This window comes from Nonomuraea solani (assembly GCF_900108335.1).
In the GTDB taxonomy this organism is placed as follows: domain Bacteria; phylum Actinomycetota; class Actinomycetes; order Streptosporangiales; family Streptosporangiaceae; genus Nonomuraea; species Nonomuraea solani.
The window spans coordinates 299,486-315,853 of the sequence record NZ_FNVT01000009.1; the positions used below are offsets into that span (position 1 = coordinate 299,486).

The 16,368-nt window shown below is 69.0% G+C and carries 13 protein-coding genes; 7 read left to right on the forward strand and 6 right to left on the reverse strand.

The window, feature by feature from the left end:
• The first annotated feature begins 340 nt into the window (after positions 1-340).
• The 5 genes from C4V41_RS30955 to C4V41_RS63225 all read left to right on the forward strand — a co-directional run bounded on the left by C4V41_RS30955 (position 341) and on the right by C4V41_RS63225 (position 8,139).
• Complete coding sequence (locus tag C4V41_RS30955; protein ID WP_160150454.1) at positions 341-3,154, forward strand: AfsR/SARP family transcriptional regulator; 2,814 nt, start codon at positions 341-343, stop codon at positions 3,152-3,154.
• Positions 3,155-3,776: 622 nt separating this feature from the next.
• Positions 3,777-4,583 carry an alpha/beta fold hydrolase gene (locus tag C4V41_RS30965; RefSeq protein WP_235030469.1) on the forward strand — a complete coding sequence of 269 codons (807 nt, stop codon included), beginning with the start codon at positions 3,777-3,779 and terminating at the stop codon, positions 4,581-4,583.
• Entirely contained in the window at positions 4,580-5,368 is a 789-nt protein-coding gene (locus tag C4V41_RS30970) for a MerR family transcriptional regulator (protein ID WP_103959497.1), read from the forward strand. The genes C4V41_RS30965 and C4V41_RS30970 overlap by 4 nt, the downstream gene beginning before the upstream one ends.
• A gap of 473 nt (positions 5,369-5,841) precedes the next feature.
• Positions 5,842-7,722 (forward strand): CocE/NonD family hydrolase, encoded by a 1,881-nt coding sequence (locus C4V41_RS30975; protein ID WP_103959498.1) that lies wholly within the window; start codon positions 5,842-5,844, stop codon positions 7,720-7,722.
• 105 nt (positions 7,723-7,827) lie between these two features.
• Positions 7,828-8,139, forward strand: coding sequence for a hypothetical protein (locus tag C4V41_RS63225; protein ID WP_200824337.1), 312 nt, complete (start codon positions 7,828-7,830; stop codon positions 8,137-8,139).
• 21 nt (positions 8,140-8,160) lie between these two features.
• On the opposite strand, the gene C4V41_RS65900 is transcribed toward C4V41_RS63225, so the two are convergent.
• The 3 genes from C4V41_RS65900 to C4V41_RS30995 are packed head-to-tail and all read right to left on the reverse strand — an operon-like array spanning position 8,161 to position 10,155.
• Positions 8,161-8,445, reverse strand: coding sequence for a 4Fe-4S binding protein (locus tag C4V41_RS65900; RefSeq protein WP_160150455.1), 285 nt, complete (start codon positions 8,443-8,445; stop codon positions 8,161-8,163).
• 16 nt (positions 8,446-8,461) lie between these two features.
• Entirely contained in the window at positions 8,462-8,728 is a 267-nt protein-coding gene (locus C4V41_RS30990; RefSeq protein WP_103959500.1) for a PqqD family protein, read from the reverse strand.
• Positions 8,725-10,155, reverse strand: a complete 1,431-nt coding sequence (locus C4V41_RS30995) for a radical SAM/SPASM domain-containing protein (protein ID WP_146103844.1) — start codon at positions 10,153-10,155, stop codon at positions 8,725-8,727. The genes C4V41_RS30990 and C4V41_RS30995 overlap by 4 nt, the downstream gene beginning before the upstream one ends.
• Positions 10,156-10,885: 730 nt before the next feature.
• Between C4V41_RS30995 and C4V41_RS31005 the strand changes: the two genes are divergently transcribed.
• Positions 10,886-11,281 (forward strand): SRPBCC domain-containing protein, encoded by a 396-nt coding sequence (locus tag C4V41_RS31005; RefSeq protein WP_200824338.1) that lies wholly within the window; start codon positions 10,886-10,888, stop codon positions 11,279-11,281.
• Between the two features lie 22 nt (positions 11,282-11,303).
• Here the strand turns inward: C4V41_RS31005 and C4V41_RS65435 are convergent, their stop codons facing one another.
• Positions 11,304-12,677 carry an FAD-dependent monooxygenase gene (locus C4V41_RS65435; protein WP_103959503.1) on the reverse strand — a complete coding sequence of 458 codons (1,374 nt, stop codon included), beginning with the start codon at positions 12,675-12,677 and terminating at the stop codon, positions 11,304-11,306.
• Entirely contained in the window at positions 12,674-13,939 is a 1,266-nt protein-coding gene (locus C4V41_RS31015; protein WP_103959504.1) for an FAD-dependent oxidoreductase, read from the reverse strand. Before C4V41_RS31015 ends, C4V41_RS65435 begins: the two co-directional genes overlap by 4 nt.
• A 99-nt stretch (positions 13,940-14,038) precedes the next feature.
• Here C4V41_RS31015 and C4V41_RS31020 point away from each other — a divergent pair, with 99 nt between their 5' ends.
• Positions 14,039-14,671 carry a TetR/AcrR family transcriptional regulator gene (locus C4V41_RS31020; protein ID WP_103959505.1) on the forward strand — a complete coding sequence of 211 codons (633 nt, stop codon included), beginning with the start codon at positions 14,039-14,041 and terminating at the stop codon, positions 14,669-14,671.
• A 342-nt stretch (positions 14,672-15,013) separates the two neighbouring features.
• Here C4V41_RS31020 and C4V41_RS31025 read toward each other — a convergent pair whose 3' ends face one another.
• Positions 15,014-16,204 carry a hypothetical protein gene (locus C4V41_RS31025; RefSeq protein ID WP_103959506.1) on the reverse strand — a complete coding sequence of 397 codons (1,191 nt, stop codon included), beginning with the start codon at positions 16,202-16,204 and terminating at the stop codon, positions 15,014-15,016.
• Positions 16,205-16,368: the final 164 nt, after the last annotated feature.

The following is a 16,368-nucleotide window of genomic DNA, read 5'->3' on the forward strand; positions in this document are numbered from 1 at the left end:
GTTCTATGACGGGCACCGAGCCCATCAAGCCCTGGCCCAAGCCACCCCGCATGGATGCAATTGTCGGCAGGCGCACAGTTCGGTGCCGCGCACCACCGGTCTGCGCGACCCTGACGAGCTCGGCGGGTTGCGCAGGACGCGGTGGGGCAGTCCTGCGTGGTCTCCCCTGGTGATCGGTGATTCGGCTGCAAGTCACGTGTAAGTCCGCACGTCTAGACATAGTCATGTGATGTGGGGCGCTGGAATTCGTCCGTGGGCGGCGTTCCATCCGTCATCGCCGCGAATGGGCCCGATCATCGCACTACAATGCCGACTCCGTAGAAGGGTGGGAGCGCTACGCATGGCGCTGGAGATCAGATTCCTCGGTCCGTGGCAGGTCCTGGCCGGCGACGAACCGGTCCGGCTCGCCGGGCAACGAAGAATCGGCGTGCTGGCCAGACTCGCCATGGACGCCGGGCAGGTCGTACGCACCGAGCGGGTCCTCACCGACATATGGGAGGACAGTTCCGCGGCGACCATGGCCAAACAACTCCACATCGTGATCTCCAAACTCCGCGAAACCCTCGGACCACACACCACCGAAGAGATCATCCAGACCATGCCCGGCGGCTACCGGCTCGCGCTCGAACCCGACCAGATCGACGCCCACCTGTTCGCCCGCCTGGCCAAACGCGCCCGCACCGCCCACGCGAAAGGCAGCAGGGCCGCCGCGGACGCCCTGTTCCGCACGGCCCTGCAACTGTGGCGAGGCGAAGCCCTGGCCGGACTGACCTCCCCCTGGGCACGCATCGAAGCCACCCGCCTGGAAGAAGAACACCGCACCGTCCTGGAAGACCACGCCGATCTCCGCCTCGCCGCCGGCGACCACCACGCGGTGGCCACCGACCTGGCCGCACACGTACGGGCCCACCCCCTCCGCGAACGCCCCACCGCCCAGCTCATGCTCGCCCTGCACCGAGCCGGCCGCCCGGCCGAGGCACTCGCCGTCTACCAGAACACCCGCAAGATCATGATCTCCGAACTCGGCATCGAACCCGGCACCGAACTACGCCGCCTGCACCAGGCCGTCCTGGTCAACGACCCCGCCCTCGACCTGACCACCCCGGCCCAGCAGACCACGATCAGCCAGCCGTACATCCCGGCCGAACTACCCGCCGACACCCACACCTTCACCGCCCGCGCCACCGAGATCGACCACCTGCGCACCGCCCTCGGCCCCAACGACGGACCCGCCATCACCGTGATCGACGGACCCGGCGGCATCGGCAAATCCGCCCTGGCCGTCCACGCCGCCCACGCCATGGCCACCCGGTTCACCGACGGCGTCATCTACCTCAACCTGCACGGATCCACCCCAGGACTCGACCCGCTGACCCCGGCCCAAGCCCTGCGCCACCTACTACGCTCCCTCGGCCTGGACGGCACCGCCGTCCCCGCCGACCCCGGCGAAGCCGCCGTCCGCTACCGCTCCCTGACCGCGACCGGCCACCTGCTGGTCATCCTGGACAACGCCCGCGACGCCCGCCAAATCCGCCCGCTCATCCCGGCCGGCCCCGGCTGCCGAGTCCTGATCACCAGCCGGGACCCACTGGCCACCCTGGACAACGCCACCCACCTCCATCTAGGCACCCTGAACACCGCCGACGCCGCAGCACTCCTGTCCCGCCTGGCCGGACCCGACCGGGTCCGCACCGAACCCCAGGCGGCCGAGCGGGTAGTCCACCTGTGCGGCGGCTTCCCCCTCGCCCTGCGCATCGTCGGCGCCCGCCTGGCCGCCCGCCCCGACTGGACCCTGTCCGACCTGGCCGACCGGCTGGCCGACGCCACCCGCCGCCTGGACACACTGGAATACGCCGACCTGGCCGTACGCGCCAGCATCTCCGTCAGCCACCACCACCTGCGAGAAGAACCCACCGGCCACGACGCCGCCCACCTGCTACCCCTGCTCGGACTGCTCGACCTGCCCACCCATACCCCCGCCGCCACCGCCGCCCTGACCGGCTGGCCCCGCCACCGCGCCGAAGCCGCCCTGGAACGCCTCCAAGACGCCCGCCTCCTTGAACCCGCCGGACCCGACCGCTACCGGCTCCACGACCTGGCCGGCCTTTACGCCCGCGAACGCGCACACCAGGACCTGCCGGAACAGGAACGCATCACCGCCGTACGGCGCGCGCTCCACCACTACCTGACCACCCTCTGGCTGGCCAGCCCCATGCTGGGCCGTGACACCCTGCCACGCTGCCCCGTCGAACTGCCCGACAGCCCTTTCAAGGATCTGGCGGAGGCGGAACGATGGATCCAGGACGAGCGGGACAACCTGCTCGCGGCCGCACAGCAGGCACTGGCCGGCCCTGACCCGGCGACCGCCATCGGCCTGGCCATCGGCCTCCACTGGCCCTTCTGTTACCAGGGCTGGCACACCCAACTGGCCGACGTCTACGCGCACGCCATCGAGGTGGCCGACCGCATCGCGGCATGGGAGGACAAGGCACAACTCCGCAGCCTCCTGGGCTGGGTTCTCCGAGACCAGGGCCGCCACGACGCCGCGATCACGCAACTGGAGACGGCGCTCACCGACTGGGACCGCGCGGGCCTGCCCCGGCGGAAAGCGGGAGCCCTCAACAACCTCGCCGCCATCCACACGATCACGGGACGTCTCGACGACGCACTCGGCTACCTGGAGTCCGCTTTCATGCTCAACGACGACGACGAACGTCCTGTGGGATCGGTCGTGGTCCGCAACAACCGGGTGCACGTCTACTACCGTCAGGGGCGCTTCGATGAGGCGATCGAGGAAGCACGCCAGGTGGTGAAGCTATGGCCGAAGGCGGATCCGCTGGCCGGTTCGGGCACGGCACAGGATTCGCTGGGAGACGCCTACCGCCATGCCGGTCGGCCGGCCGAGGCGGTGGAGAGCTACATCGAAGCCGTGCGGCTGCTCCGCGAGTCGGGATACCGCCTGAAGGAGGCCGTGTCACGCTGGTGGCTCGGCACCACGCTGCACGACCTCGGACGGCACGGCGAAGCACGGGAACAGTGGGAGGAGTCCGTCCACCTCCTGCGCGACGCCCGCCTGCTCACACCGCAGGAGGCGACCGAGATCCTCGCCCAGCCCGTACCGGAAACACCCCAGCCGATCAAGAACATGCTCTGACCCTCACCCCCCACATGCCCAACTTTGTTTACTGATGTAAGGATTCCGACGCCGGAAGACTCGCGGGTCGTGGCGACGCTCTCGCTCGTCGGCGTGCCGGGCGCAGCAGTGGTGTCGGAGGAAAGCCTTGGGTTACAGGGAACGACGGGGCAAGCTGATCGCTACCCAGGAGCAGCCGCTTCTGGAGCCCGGCGAGCAGATTCAGACGGGCCGGCGCGTTCACCACCAGGTCCTTCTGGACGGCCTGGCCTCCGCCCTGCACGCGGTCGGGTCGGGGGCGTCGCCCTCGCCTCACGCTCGAGCAGGCCCCAAAGAGTTGCACGACGCGCGCGAGTCAAGACTGTCCAGCAGATCGCTGACCTGTTCGGTGTGCCGTGCTCGACGGTGTACGGGCATCTGAAGAGCGACACCTGCTCCGCCGATTGAAGGAGGCCCGGGGGAGGTCGTAGTCGGGATGCGGGGTTGGGGGTTAGTTTGTCGTAACTGCCTACCGGTCCCGAGTGACTGCCCGCCTTGCGTTCAGACGACTTCAGGCGCTTGGTCGCGTGCCCCCTCGGCGAATGTGCGCGATGCCTGTGCCTGGGTTTGACCTTGACCCTAGGTCAGGGTGCAGGCTGAACGGGTGAGCAATTTCCATTCCGCCTGGACCGGCATGGTTCCGGTCGATGACAGTGCGCTGGCCGTGACCGATACCGGTGGGCCGGGCCCGTGTGTGATCTACCTTAATGGCCAGTTCGCCAGTCAGGCGTACTGGCGGCAGGTCATCGCCGAGCTCGGCGGCGACTACCGGCACATCACCTACGACATGCGGGCCCGCGGCCGGTCGAGGCGTTCGGCCGCGGCGGCTTCGTTCGAGACGCACGTGCGTGATGTCGGTAGTGTTCTCGCGGCCAGGGACGTGGACCGGGCGATCGTGGTCGGCTGGTCCTACGGCGCGGCGGTCGCGGTGCACTGGGCCGGCCGCAATCCGGGCCGCGCTGTGGGAGTGGTGCCCGTGGACGGCGCCTACCCGCACGACTACCCCGACGCTCCCCCGGAGCGGGTCCGGCAGTTCTGGCACCGCATGCGCTGGCTGCTGCCGGTGCTGTCCAGGCTGGGCATGGCCGCGAGGATGTCGGCCGAGCAGCACGCCCAGAGCAACATCGAGCTGATCGAGATCAGCGCCGCCCTCGGTCCCACCCTGGACGGGGTGACCTGCCCGGTCCGGTACGTGGTCGCCACCGGCGCCAACCTCGGCGGCGGCCATGACGAAATGGAAGACGCACGCGCCACCCTCGACCCGGTACTCGCCCGCAACCCCACCATCACAGTGAGCGCGAAGGTCACCAGCAACCACAGCAAAATCGTCCGCAAAGACTTCCGCGCGATCGCGAACGCAGTACGCGAACTCGCCGGCACCCCACGAACACGAGGCCGGCAGAGCAGATGACCGACGGCGTCACCATCGGCCAGGCCGCCGCCTTCGCCGGCGTCACGGTGAAAGCCATCCGGCACTACCACCAGCACCGGCTGATCGACGAACCCCGCCGCGACAGCTCCGGCTACCGCCGCTACGGATCAGCCGACCTGCTACGACTGGTCCAGATCCGAACCCTGGCCGCCGCCGGCGTACCCCTGGCCGAGATCGGAGCGACACTCGACGCCGACCCCGACCGGTTCGCCGACGCGCTCATCGACGTCGAACGACGCCTCACCGACCGGATCGACGACCTGATCGCCCGACGAGACACGCTACGCCGGCTCGCCACCGGCGACCGGGCCCTGCTGCCCGACCACGCACTCGCCCTCCTGGACAGAGCCGCCGACCTCGGCCTGACCCCCGACGACGTGGCCACCGCCCGAGAAGGCCTGGTCCTGATCAAAGCCCTCGTACCGGAAGGCTTCGACGACTACATCTGCCGGATCGAGCGTGCCCTGGACGATCCTCGGTACTTGTCCTTGATCCAGCGCATGTGGCAGGCCGCCGAGTGGGAGCCGGACGACCCCCGCATCGACGAACTCGCCACCGCCATCGCCGACCACTTCCTCGCCGATCCCGAACTGCTGCCCATCCCCGCCGGCCTCCAGGCCCGCACCGACAGCGCCAGCCGGTACAGCCTGCTCACCCACCACGGACACGAGCACAAACCCGCCTGGACCCGACTGACCACACTGATCGAAACACGTCTACGCTCGGCCGGCATCGACATCGCGGACCAGACTTCCCTTGACTGAACTCTGAGATCGCATCCTTGCCAGGGGCACTCTGGCGGCCCACGGCGCAGCCGTTGGCTTCCGGGTCCATGTCAGCGGCTTCTTCCTGGTCAGCCACCGGGTCATGAGCGTGTGTGCTTCGCTGCGCGTGGGGCGCTCAGACACTAATGATCGAGGTGGGCTCTCCCCGATCGGCCAGGGCCCGCCCCCGTCCCACTTCGCGGTCGATCCGCTCTATGACTTTGCGGCTGGCCTGACGGGTGAGTTCGTGGCCAAATCGCACAAAAAGGTTGCTTTACGACTGGTGGCGCGGACCCGCTTGGGGCCGTCCTCGTCGCCGCCGAAGCGGCCGCCCACGCCTCACCCCCGGCGGACATGGCCCGCAAGATCACCGAAGTCCTCGACGCCGCTTGACGGGCTTGTCCCGAGGTTCTCGCCGGACCCCCGTGCTGCGGCGCTTCATCGATAGCAATTACCAGCCCGAAGGAGGGCACATGTCCAGTTTGAAACGGCGAGGGATCCTCGCCGTAGTCGCACTTGCGGTTCCGCTCGTGGTCGCCGCTGCTCCCGCCGCGTCCGCGACGGCGAAGCCGAAGATCAAAGTCTCCGGCGGGCTCACGCAACCCGCTTTCTCCTACGAGGACGCCATCCGTGAGCACGTACGGGTGCAGTCGACGGTCGACAGTGACGGCGACGGTAAGAAGGATCTGGTCCGGGTGGACATCATCCGGCCGAAGGAGTCGGGTCCCGGGCTCAAGGTTCCGGTGATCATGCACCAAAGCCCGTACTTCGGTGAACCGGGTGTCGGCTTCGAGGTTGAAAAGAAGAAGTACGGCGCGGACGGGAACCTGACGAAGTTCCCGCTGTTCTACGACAACTACTTCGTGCCGCGCGGGTACGCGTTCGTGTCCGTTGACATGATCGGCACCCGGTTGTCGGACGGCTGTCCGACGAGCGGCGGTCCGTCCGACGTGCTGGGCGGCAAGGCGGTCGTCGACTGGCTCAACGGCCGGGCGACCGCCTACGACGCCAAGGGCGCTCCGGTCAAGGCGTCCTGGACCACCGGGCGTACCGGGATGATCGGGCACTCCTATGAGGGTGCCCTCGCCATGGCCGTCGCCGGCACCGGGGTGCAGGGGCTGGAGACGATCGTGCCGATCGCGGGACCGAGCAGTTGGTACGACATGTGGCGCGCGAACGGCACTCTCACCGATATCAAGGACGGGCAGGCCTGGATGGCCGCACGGATTGACGAGGATCCGGACGAGAAGTGCGCGGCGGTGCGCCGGCGCATGAGCGAGGGCTCTGACGACGCCACCGGCAACGACAACGCCTATTGGCAGGAGCTCGACTACCGGACCGGGCCGGTCTCGAAGGCGCGCAACGTGCGCGCCAGCGTCTTCTCGGTGATGGGGATGCAGGACCGGAACGTGATGGCCGACCAGTTCTCCACCTGGTGGACCCAACTGCCTCGCGACGTGCAGCGCAAGGCGTGGGTGACGCAGTACGGACACCTAGACCCGTTCTGGGCCCGCCGCGACGTGTGGGTCGACACCCTGCACCAGTGGTTCGACCACGAACTCATGGGCGTCTCCAACGACATCACGCGCCGGCCGCGCGTCGACGTGCAGCTCGGTCCGGACCGCTGGATCACCCAGGCCGACTGGCCCGCACCCGCGGCGCGGACGACGACCCTGCGTCCGCACCAGGACGGCTCCCTGGGCGCCCAGCCCTCGACCGGAACCGGCAGCTACCTCGACACCGCCCAGACGGAGATCGCGGTGGCAGACAACCCCGACACCGCCAACCCCAACCGGCTGGCCTTCCAGACCCCGCCGTTGAAGAAGGCGATGCGGCTGTCCGGGACGCCGTCGGTGAGCCTGCGGGTCACCCTGAACGAGCCGACCGCCAACCTGGGTGTCGTGCTCGTCGACTACGGCACCGACACCCGCATCAACTACCGCGCAAGCAGCGCGACGTCCGCGGAAGGCCTGAAGTTCATCGGCGGTGAAGACTGTGTCGGCCAGAGCACGGCCGATGACGACGGCTGCTACCTCAAGGCCGGCGACAACGTGGCGACTTCCGACTTCCACGTGGTCACCCGGGGAATCCTGGACGCGCAGAACCACGAGTCGCTGAGCCGCCAGGCGCCGCTGACGCCTGGCAAGGCCTACCAGATCACCTGGAAGATGCTGCCGCTGGATTACGAGTTCAAGGCCGGGCACCGGCTGGGCCTGATACTGACCGGAACCAACGACGACCTCAACCTCGACGAGAGCAGCAACGTCGAACCCGGCACCGGGGCCAAGGTCACCGTCGACCTGTCCGGCACGTCGATCTCGCTGCCGCTGGTCACCGGCACAACCAGCAAGTAACAGCAAGATCGACACTCGCGATCTTCGAGGTGGTGCCCTCCGGCACCACCTCGGTGTCACGGATCCCTTCTCCCCACGCCAGATGCGCGCCTTGCCCGGCGCGGTGTGCGTGTTGCCGACATCGACACGGTGAAGTGGACGTGGACCGTACGACGCCAGACCACGCCGAGCCCCGGCGGGCTCATCGGCAAGAGCACCAAGGACACCGAACGCGCGACCCGCTCGCACCAGCCGGGCCCGGTCCACCGGATCGAGTTGCGCCAGCAGCACCGCATCCAGCTCGGCCAGATCGATCATGCGGTCATGGTGGCGGGTGTCCCGCTGGCCGCGACTTCCCGCGCCCACCCGAATCCATGCGTTGTCATTGTTTTGCCGTTTGCAGGACGGCGACCCACTGTCGGAGCCGCCGCAGCGTGAACAGTGCAAGGCCTACGGGCGCTAGGGAACGCCGACCCGAGTCCAGATCCATGTGTTCTGTGGAGCGCGGCCGGAATGAAGGACATCGAATCGGCGCGCGAGCTCTTCGACCGGTTCCGCGTGGACGTCGATCGCGTCAGCCGGGCAGACGACGACGCACTGGCTCTCGCCGAAAAAGCCGTAGCATTCCGTGCAGCTTTCTGCGGTCACCACAGGACGTGGATCGCCGGGTGAAATAGCCCCGCTGGGGCATTCCCAGACGCAGGCACCGCATTTGACGCAGGCGTTGTTGATGGCTACCGACACCGGCGATCTCCGATCTTCAGCCCTCGCGGAGGCAGAGCAGGTTCTCTTCCAGCAGGGTGGCCACGTACGAACGGACGTCGCCGGCCAGCGACGCGAGATCGACCTCGGGATGCGTCTCCGCGAGCAACCGTGTCATGGCTTCCAGATCGATGCCGTCACAGGCACGCCACAGCTTCTCGCCCATTGGGTTGAGCTCGTAATACTGCGCCGTCTCCGTGTGGCAGAGCACCAACTGCCCGTCCACGTCGTCCCACAGCACCTGCGGATGACGTACATAGCTCATGGTTGTTTCTCTCGCAGGCGAAGGCCGGAAAGCGGAAAGAAGGTGGAGCTGGAGCGCTCGGGTCCGGCGAACGTATTCGTCGAAGAGGGCGGTACGGAGCCGTCTCCGCTGCTGGACCAGGCCCGTACCTCGAACTGCCGTCGCAGATAGGCGCAGAAGAGAGGGTGGGAGGTGTCGTAGCTTCCGGTGAAGGAGTATTGGATGCCGCGGCAACCGCCCCCGCAACCGTCACGGATGATGCAGGTGGCACACGGCTGGAGCCTCTTCGCGACGTTCTTCTGGGTGTGCTGCAGAGCCGGGTTGTTCGCGTAGATGTCCGCCAGCCGGGCGTCCCGAACATTCTGTGTTCTGAATTCCGGGTACTGCAGCAGCTTGCAGGGATACACCCAGCCCTCGGGATCGACCGAGACCTCGCTGAGACCGGCTCCGCAATGAGCTCGAAGCCGGCCTTTGTCGCTGTAGCTTCCCTCGGGCCGCAGACGCGGCCCGTCAGTGGTCGAGGTATGCACGGCATGGAGCCGGTCAGGCAGCTCGATGATCTCCTGCGGGCTCAGTTCGTCGTCCCGGGCGGCCGAACCACGGCCCATGGGGAACTGCGCCACGATGCGGTGCTGACCAATGGGCTGCTCGTTGACGAACGCGAGCAGCTCACCCACATCAGCCAGTCCGAACCGTGCCAGCACGGAATTGACGTCGACTTTCACCTCTGCTTCCAGCAACAGCCGGATCGCCTGCGTCGCCCGTTTCCAGGAGCCTTCACCACGCTGCTTGTCATGATGCTCCGGCCTGGCATGATCAAGACTTACCGTGACCACGTCGAAGGTCTCGGCAACGGACGCGATGCTCCGTTCGGTGATGTAGTGCCCATTGGTGATGACGTTCGCGTTCAGTCCGACGCTCCTGGCGTGGCGCGCGACCGTGAGCAGGTCACGGCGGGAGAACGGCTCGCCGCCGGTGAACACCATCGTCCTGGCGCCCGCCTCGGCCACCTGGTCCACCAGGTCGAGTGCCTCTTCGGTGTTCAGTTCGTCGGGCCGGGCGACCATCGCCTCCTGGTAGCAGTAGGTGCACCGGAGGTTGCACGCCTGCGTGCAGATCCAGTACACCGCGGCCAGCGGATTCGCCGGCAGCGACACCTTGGGCGGTTCCGGTTCCCTGTCCAGATAGAGCAGGCGGCGCAGAACGCACCACTCGACGATGTGCCGCGCGGAAGCCGCCGCGGCAGGTTCGGCGATGTGAAATCTGCGCCGCAGATACGCGGTGAGCAGGTTTCGGTCCCGCCCGGCTCGCAGCCACCGCAGCACCTCGGCCTGCTCTTCGCTCAGCCGGTGCCACAGATTGAGTACGGGGTTGTACCCCAGTGTCTGCCCGTCGCGGTGGATCAGTGCCAGTCGCGACGGAACGACTACACGGCTCAACAGCTCCACGTCGCCGGGTCCTACATCTGCGGTGGGCCCGAGCCTGCACCGGCACCCGAACTCGCGCCGCAACTGCAGTGGCAGTGCCCGGGCGAGATGGGCGCCATTGTCCCTACTTTGGGCTTTTCATAGCTAGAGCCAGTTTGTCCGGCTGTGCTGCTGGAACTCATGATGACATTTACTCCAGTACGGTTCCGGTGCCGCTGCCGCCGCCGGAGGAACTGCCGCACTGGCAGAGGCACCCCTGCAGGCGCGCGTCTCCGGAAGTGGTCTGTTGCACGTTAGGCGCGCTGTACTGCTCGTTCTCCGCTTTGGAAGTTCCAGCGCCGCTTTTCGATTTTCCAGGCATTGGAATTCACTTTCTCGTCCGCGACTATAGGCGGTATTTTCTCCGCCCCCGCGGTTTTCCAACTCGAGAAAGCTCCAACGTTCGCCCAAGATAACATTGTCGAATGATTCCGGCCGTGGCCCAGCCGGTGTGGCAGGGACATGTCGAACTCGGCCGCCTCACCGGTCGGCAACGTCAGGTCGCGATCGTCTAGCACCAGCCGACGGTGACCGGTGAGTACGTACGGCCGTCGAGCGGGTCCTGCCGAGCAGGGATGATCATCTTGAACGCCTGCACGCCGCCCGGCTACCGGGGCAGCGGCACGAAGGTCATTCCGAACCTCCGGATCGGCGAGAGGTGGATCCGGGGGTCGCCGATGCACGCGGCGCGACCGGAGGCGGACCCGGCGACTTGTCCTCGATCGTCATCGACGCCCCCGCCGGCAAGGTGTGGCAGTTGCTCGCCGACATGAGGAGCTGGCCACAGTGGCGCTCGGACGCGTACGTCATCGAGCTCGGAGAGATGAAGCCGGACGCGCCTTTCCGCTGGAACATCCGGGGACAGGCGATCAAGTCCACCTTCGCCGTGGTGGAGCCGGAGCGGGAACTCGCCTGGACCGGCGTCGCAATGGGCTACGTCAAGGCCATCGACCGGATGCGGCTGGAGGCGGCCGGGGACGGGCGAACGCGCGTGACCATCGAGGAGTCCATGGCCGGCCCCCTGCTGACGCTCTTCTACAGCAGCGCCAAGCTGCGCAAGGGCCACGAGGACATGCTTCACATGCTGAAGACGGCGGCCGAAGGCTAGCTCATCGAAGGCGGGCTGACGCTCAGAGGCGGTCCAGGTAGGCGGCGAAGCGGCCGGTCTCGTCGGGGGACCCGGCGTACGCGATGTGGCCGTCGGGCCGGATCAGGAACAGGCGAGGCCGGCGAGCGCCGTAGAGCGCGTGCAGCGTCGTCTCCGCCGCAGGCACGGTGTGGACGCGTACGTCGATCGGGTGGCGGCGGAGCACGTCCTCGACCCGCTTCCGGTGTGCGGCCGCCGGGCCGGGTTCGGGACCCTCGAACAGCAGCACGTGGTGCCGGGTGCCGCCGATGACGTCGAACAGGCTGCCGCCCGTGGAGCCGACACGGCCGTACGGCGCCCGGTCGCCGGAACGCGGCCCCCTGCCGGAGGTTCCGGCGACGGCAGGGCTGCCCCGGTAGCCGATCCAGGTCTGCGAGAACAGCCGGAAGGCCGCGGACCGGGCCGCGGGCAGCCGCGTCAGCGGCCCGATGAGACGACCGGCGAGCTGCGACCTGATCCAGCGGGCGGCCGGGTGCCGCAGGGTTTCGAGCGCGAAGCCGCGGTCGGAGCCGCGCAGCACCGCCACCGCGACCGGACGGCGCTCGGCCTCGTAGGAGTCGAGCAGCCGCTCGTGCGCCTGCCCGCGCGCCACCAGCGCGAGCTTCCAGCCGAGGTTGAACGCGTCGCCGACGGCCAGGTTCATGCCCTGCCCGCCGGCCGGGCTGTGGATGTGCGCGGCGTCGCCGACGAGGAAGACGTCGCCGGCCCGGAACCGTCCGGCGATCCTGCTGTGCACCCGGAACAGGGCGGTCCACGGGGCGGCGGTGATCCGGGCGTCAAGGCGGAAATAGGTGTCGAACCAGTCCTGGATCCGGGAGAGGGGCACGTCGCCGTAGGGCTCGTGGGAGACCTCGCCCCGGGCGCCGGGTGCGCGGCGAGCCGGCGGGGCGAGGCCGGGCGGGACGGCCCCGAAGAGCCGGTACCGGCCGCCGGCCAGGCGGAACAGGCCGACGAAGCCGTCACGCGTCAGATTGAGGTGCAGCGTGCCCGTACCCGGGCCTGCGCCGGCGGGGAAGGCGAGGTCCACGTCGGCGAGCAGGCCCGTCTGGTGGTAGGTTCGGCCGGCGAACGAGAAGCCGCCCGCCCGGCGTCCCCGCTCGAAGATCTCGACGCCGGTCATCGGCACCCCCTGCGCCACCGCCCGATCGGCGAGGCCCAGCCGGTCGAGCAGCTCAAGCGTGCGCACGTGCAGGATGGCCGCGCGGGAATGGGTGAGCGGCCCTGGCTTGGCGTCCACGATCGTGACGTCCGTGACGTCCAGGCCGTGGTCGGCGAGCACCGCGGCCAGCACCAGCCCGGCCGGCCCCGCGCCGACGACGAGCACCTGGGTGCGCACGACGGCGCCACCGTCCCTCATCGGCCCTGTCCTTCAACGCTCTGACCGCGCGGCGGCATGGGCGGGACGCGTACGTGCTCGGGCCGGACACCGACGCCGAGCAGGCGGCTCATCAGTGCCCGCACGAACGGTAGCCGGGCGATCGCGCTGAAGTCGGGCGGCTCGGCCTGTCCGCGGAGCGCGCGATCGATGCCGAACCTCTGGGCGCCGCGCTGCAGCGCCTGGGTCGCCACGGTGGGCGCCCATCTGCGCCGCTGCACGGCGGCGGCCACCCGGCCGGGGACCGGCCTGCCCTTGGCCTGTGCCCGTCGCAGGTGCCCGGTCAGGAGGTTGGCGGCGGCGACGGCGTCCTGCACCGCGAGGTTGATGCCCACCCCCGCGATCGGCGACATGGCGTGGGCGGCGTCGCCGATCAGCAGCAGCCCCGGCGCGTGCCAGCGGCGCAGCCGGTCGAGCCGGACCTCCAGGAACCGGGTGTCGTCGAAGCCGGTCACCTCGCCGACCCGGTCGGCGAGGAAGCCGACGAGGCTCGCGACATCGTCGCGCAGCGTCTGGATCCCGGCTCTGCGCAGGTCGTCGTGGCCGCCCTTGCGGATCATGTAGGCGATGTTCCAGTACGCGCCCCGGTTGATCACCGCGACGGACTTCCCCGCCGCCATGCGCAGGTGGTAGCCCTCGTCCGGATCGGTGTCGCGGCGGGAGATCCGGAACTGCAGCACGTCCATCGGCGCGCCGAACTCGCGCGGACGCAGGCCGGAGGCCCGGCGCACCGCGGAGTGCCGGCCGTCGGCGGCCACCGTCAGGTGGGCCCGCACCTCGTGCTCGCCGCCGGGGTCGCGGAAGCGCACGCCGGCGACGCGCCCCTCTTGTCGCACGACGTCGTGGGCCTCGGCCTGCAGGAGCAGGCGGAAGTGAGGGTAGCGGGCGGCCTCGGAGGTCAGCAGGTGGAGCAGGTCCCACTGCGGGACGAACGCGATGTAGGGATATCGCAGGCCAAGCATGGAGAAGTCCGCCACGTCCAGCCGGCGGCCGTCGCGGACGAACCCGACCGTCGACACTTTGTGGTGCGGCAACGCCAGGAACCGGTCGATCAGCCCCAGCTCGTCCAGCACGTCGAGTGTGGACGGGTGGACGGTGTCGCCGCGGAAGTCACGCAGGAAGTCGGCGTGCTTCTCCAGCACCACCACTTCGACCCCGGCCCGGGCCAGCAGCAGCCCCAGGACGGCGCCGGCCGGTCCGCATCCGGCCACGCAGACGGTCGCCGTCGTCGTCGATCCGGTCACTCCGCATCACCCTTCGCCTTAGTAGACGCCAGCGTTCCTTATGTTGAGGGCAGAGTAGCCATCGCAGAGTTGGAGACGCAAGCGTCTACTATTACCGGCATGGCCGACAGCGGAACCCGAGAGCAGACGGCGGCGCAGAGCCGCCGCCGCGGCGCCGTACTGGAACAGGCGATCTACCAGGCGACCCTGCGCGAGCTCGCCACCCTCGGCTACAACGGCCTGACGATGGAGGGCGTGGCGCGACGCGCGCAGACCGGCAAGGCCGCCCTCTACCGCCGCTGGCCGTCCAAGAAGGACCTCGTCCTCGACGCCCTGCTCCACGCGCTGCCCGAAGCCCGCGAGATCGCCGCGTCCAACTCCGCCCGGGACAACCTGATCGCCGCGCTCACGATCATGTCCGACGCCCTCGCCGGCGAGATGGCCGCCCCCGGCCTCGGCGTCATGCTGGAAATGCTCCGCGAGCCGGAGCTCAGACAGGCATTCGGCGCCAGGATCGTCGAACCACGGCTGCGCCTCGTCGAGGCCATCCTGCAGCGGGCCGCCGCGCGCGGCGAGCTCCGGGCCGAAGCGGAGCTCCCGCTGATCGCCCGGACCGGCCCCGCCCTGGTCATGCAGACGTTCCTGCTCACCGGCGAGCCACCCGCGGCCGCGGAGCTGTCCCGGATCGTGGACGCCGTCCTCATGCCCCTGCTCACCGGGCCCGGCCGGTCGGAGGGCAGCGGCCAGGACTGATCCCGGCTCGTGCCAGGCGCGATGAACGGCACACGGCGACGATCACCTCGGAGCACCGGACCACAAAGGTCGTGCTCGGCCGACTCCCCGCAATGGCCCGGAGCTCCCGCGGCTCCGGCCGCCGCCAGCCGTGGGCGCGTGTGCCGCCGTCCGGCAGGCGGGGCAGCAGGTGAGCGGTGCTACATCCACTCGACGGCGCCGCCCTCGGAACGGACGGGGGGTCTTGGCCACGGCGCGGATCTCGTCGCCGGCGCCTTCCGGCCGGTCCCGGCCGAGACGGGCGATGACGCGGTCAGGCGGCCGAGGCGCAGGCGCGGTGGGTGCTCGGCTTGCCGGGTTCGGTCAATCGTGGGCGGACAAGCCGGACACGAAGCTCCGGGCAGTCCGGATGAGGGACTTACGGAGGGCGGCTTCGTCGAGGTCCGGTTTCTGATAGCCGGGAGCGTCACGGGGGCCGCCGCCGACGTTCGTACCGTCGTAGGTGAACCTGATGAGGCGGTCACCGGCCAGGACCCGGACCTCCTGGGCGACGGCGAACGCCCTGTCTCCGAGGCCGGTGAGGCGCTTGATGGGCACCTCCTTGGCGTAGTGGCCGGCCTCGAAGTCGAACTGTGCCTTGAGATCCCGGCGGTAGAGGCGCCTGGCGTCGCTGACGTGGATGCGCAGTTGGCCGCAGCGGGAGGCGATGTCCCCAAGTCGCATCACTCCGCGGCCACAGGGCCTGTCGGCCTGCACGACCCCGTCGCGGATCTCCCAGGTGCAGGCGGTCTGGTCGGCGTCTCCGTTGCCGCCCACTTCCGTGACGGAGGGGAAGAAGGCCAAGGTGACGTCGGTGGCGGAGATGGCTCCGCACGGCCGGTCGCCGTCGGGGGCAACGGTGCTGGGGTCCTTGGCCATTTCCGCGGTGAAAACCTCGGCGAACCGGTCCGCGCCGCGGCGAAGCTCGGCTTCGGCGGGCAATGCGCCGTCACGCTCTTCGCCTCGATAGGTGATCGTGATCAGCCAGGGCCCCTGCCGGATGACCACTTCGGCGTCGCGAGAGCCGGACCGGCTGGTCTCGGTCACCGTCCGGCGGTACGCGGCGTCGCCGTGATCCGCTGTCACGGGTGGGGTGTACGCTCTCCGGTCCGGCTTTTCGGCCTGTGTCGCGGCCTCCGCCTTGCTCTTGTCGAACAACTGCTTGGCGTGCTCCGTCGCGGTCTGGGTGACCGTGCCGTACGCCTGGACGATCACGCTCAGCGAACGAGGGGCGCCGCGGTGCCAGTTGCATTCCCCCCAGGCCACAGTGGCGGTCGCGACATTGTTGCTCCAGTTCACATCGTCGGTGAACATGTCTTCGGGGAGCAGGGACACCCGGAGCGACTTGGGGACGGCCGCGCAGACCTGGGCCCCGGTGATGGGGCGTAGCCGGTCGGGGGCGACGGGAGCGGGGGCCTGGCTTACGGCCGCCGCAGTGGGGGTGGGGGCCGCCGAGGGAGTGGCGGCGCAGCCGGCCAGGGTGGCCGCGAGCAGGAGGGTGAGGGCGGTTCGCATCGCAACTCCTTGAGGAGACGAAGGTCCTGGCCGGCGCTACGACGGCTGACCGCCCGACGCAGGAATCGAAGGCTGAGGCCAGATGGCCTGGGCCGACGAGAAAGCCATCTCATGAGTCTTCCGGTGATCATGAGATGGCTTTCAGCCACATCAGGTCATCTCCC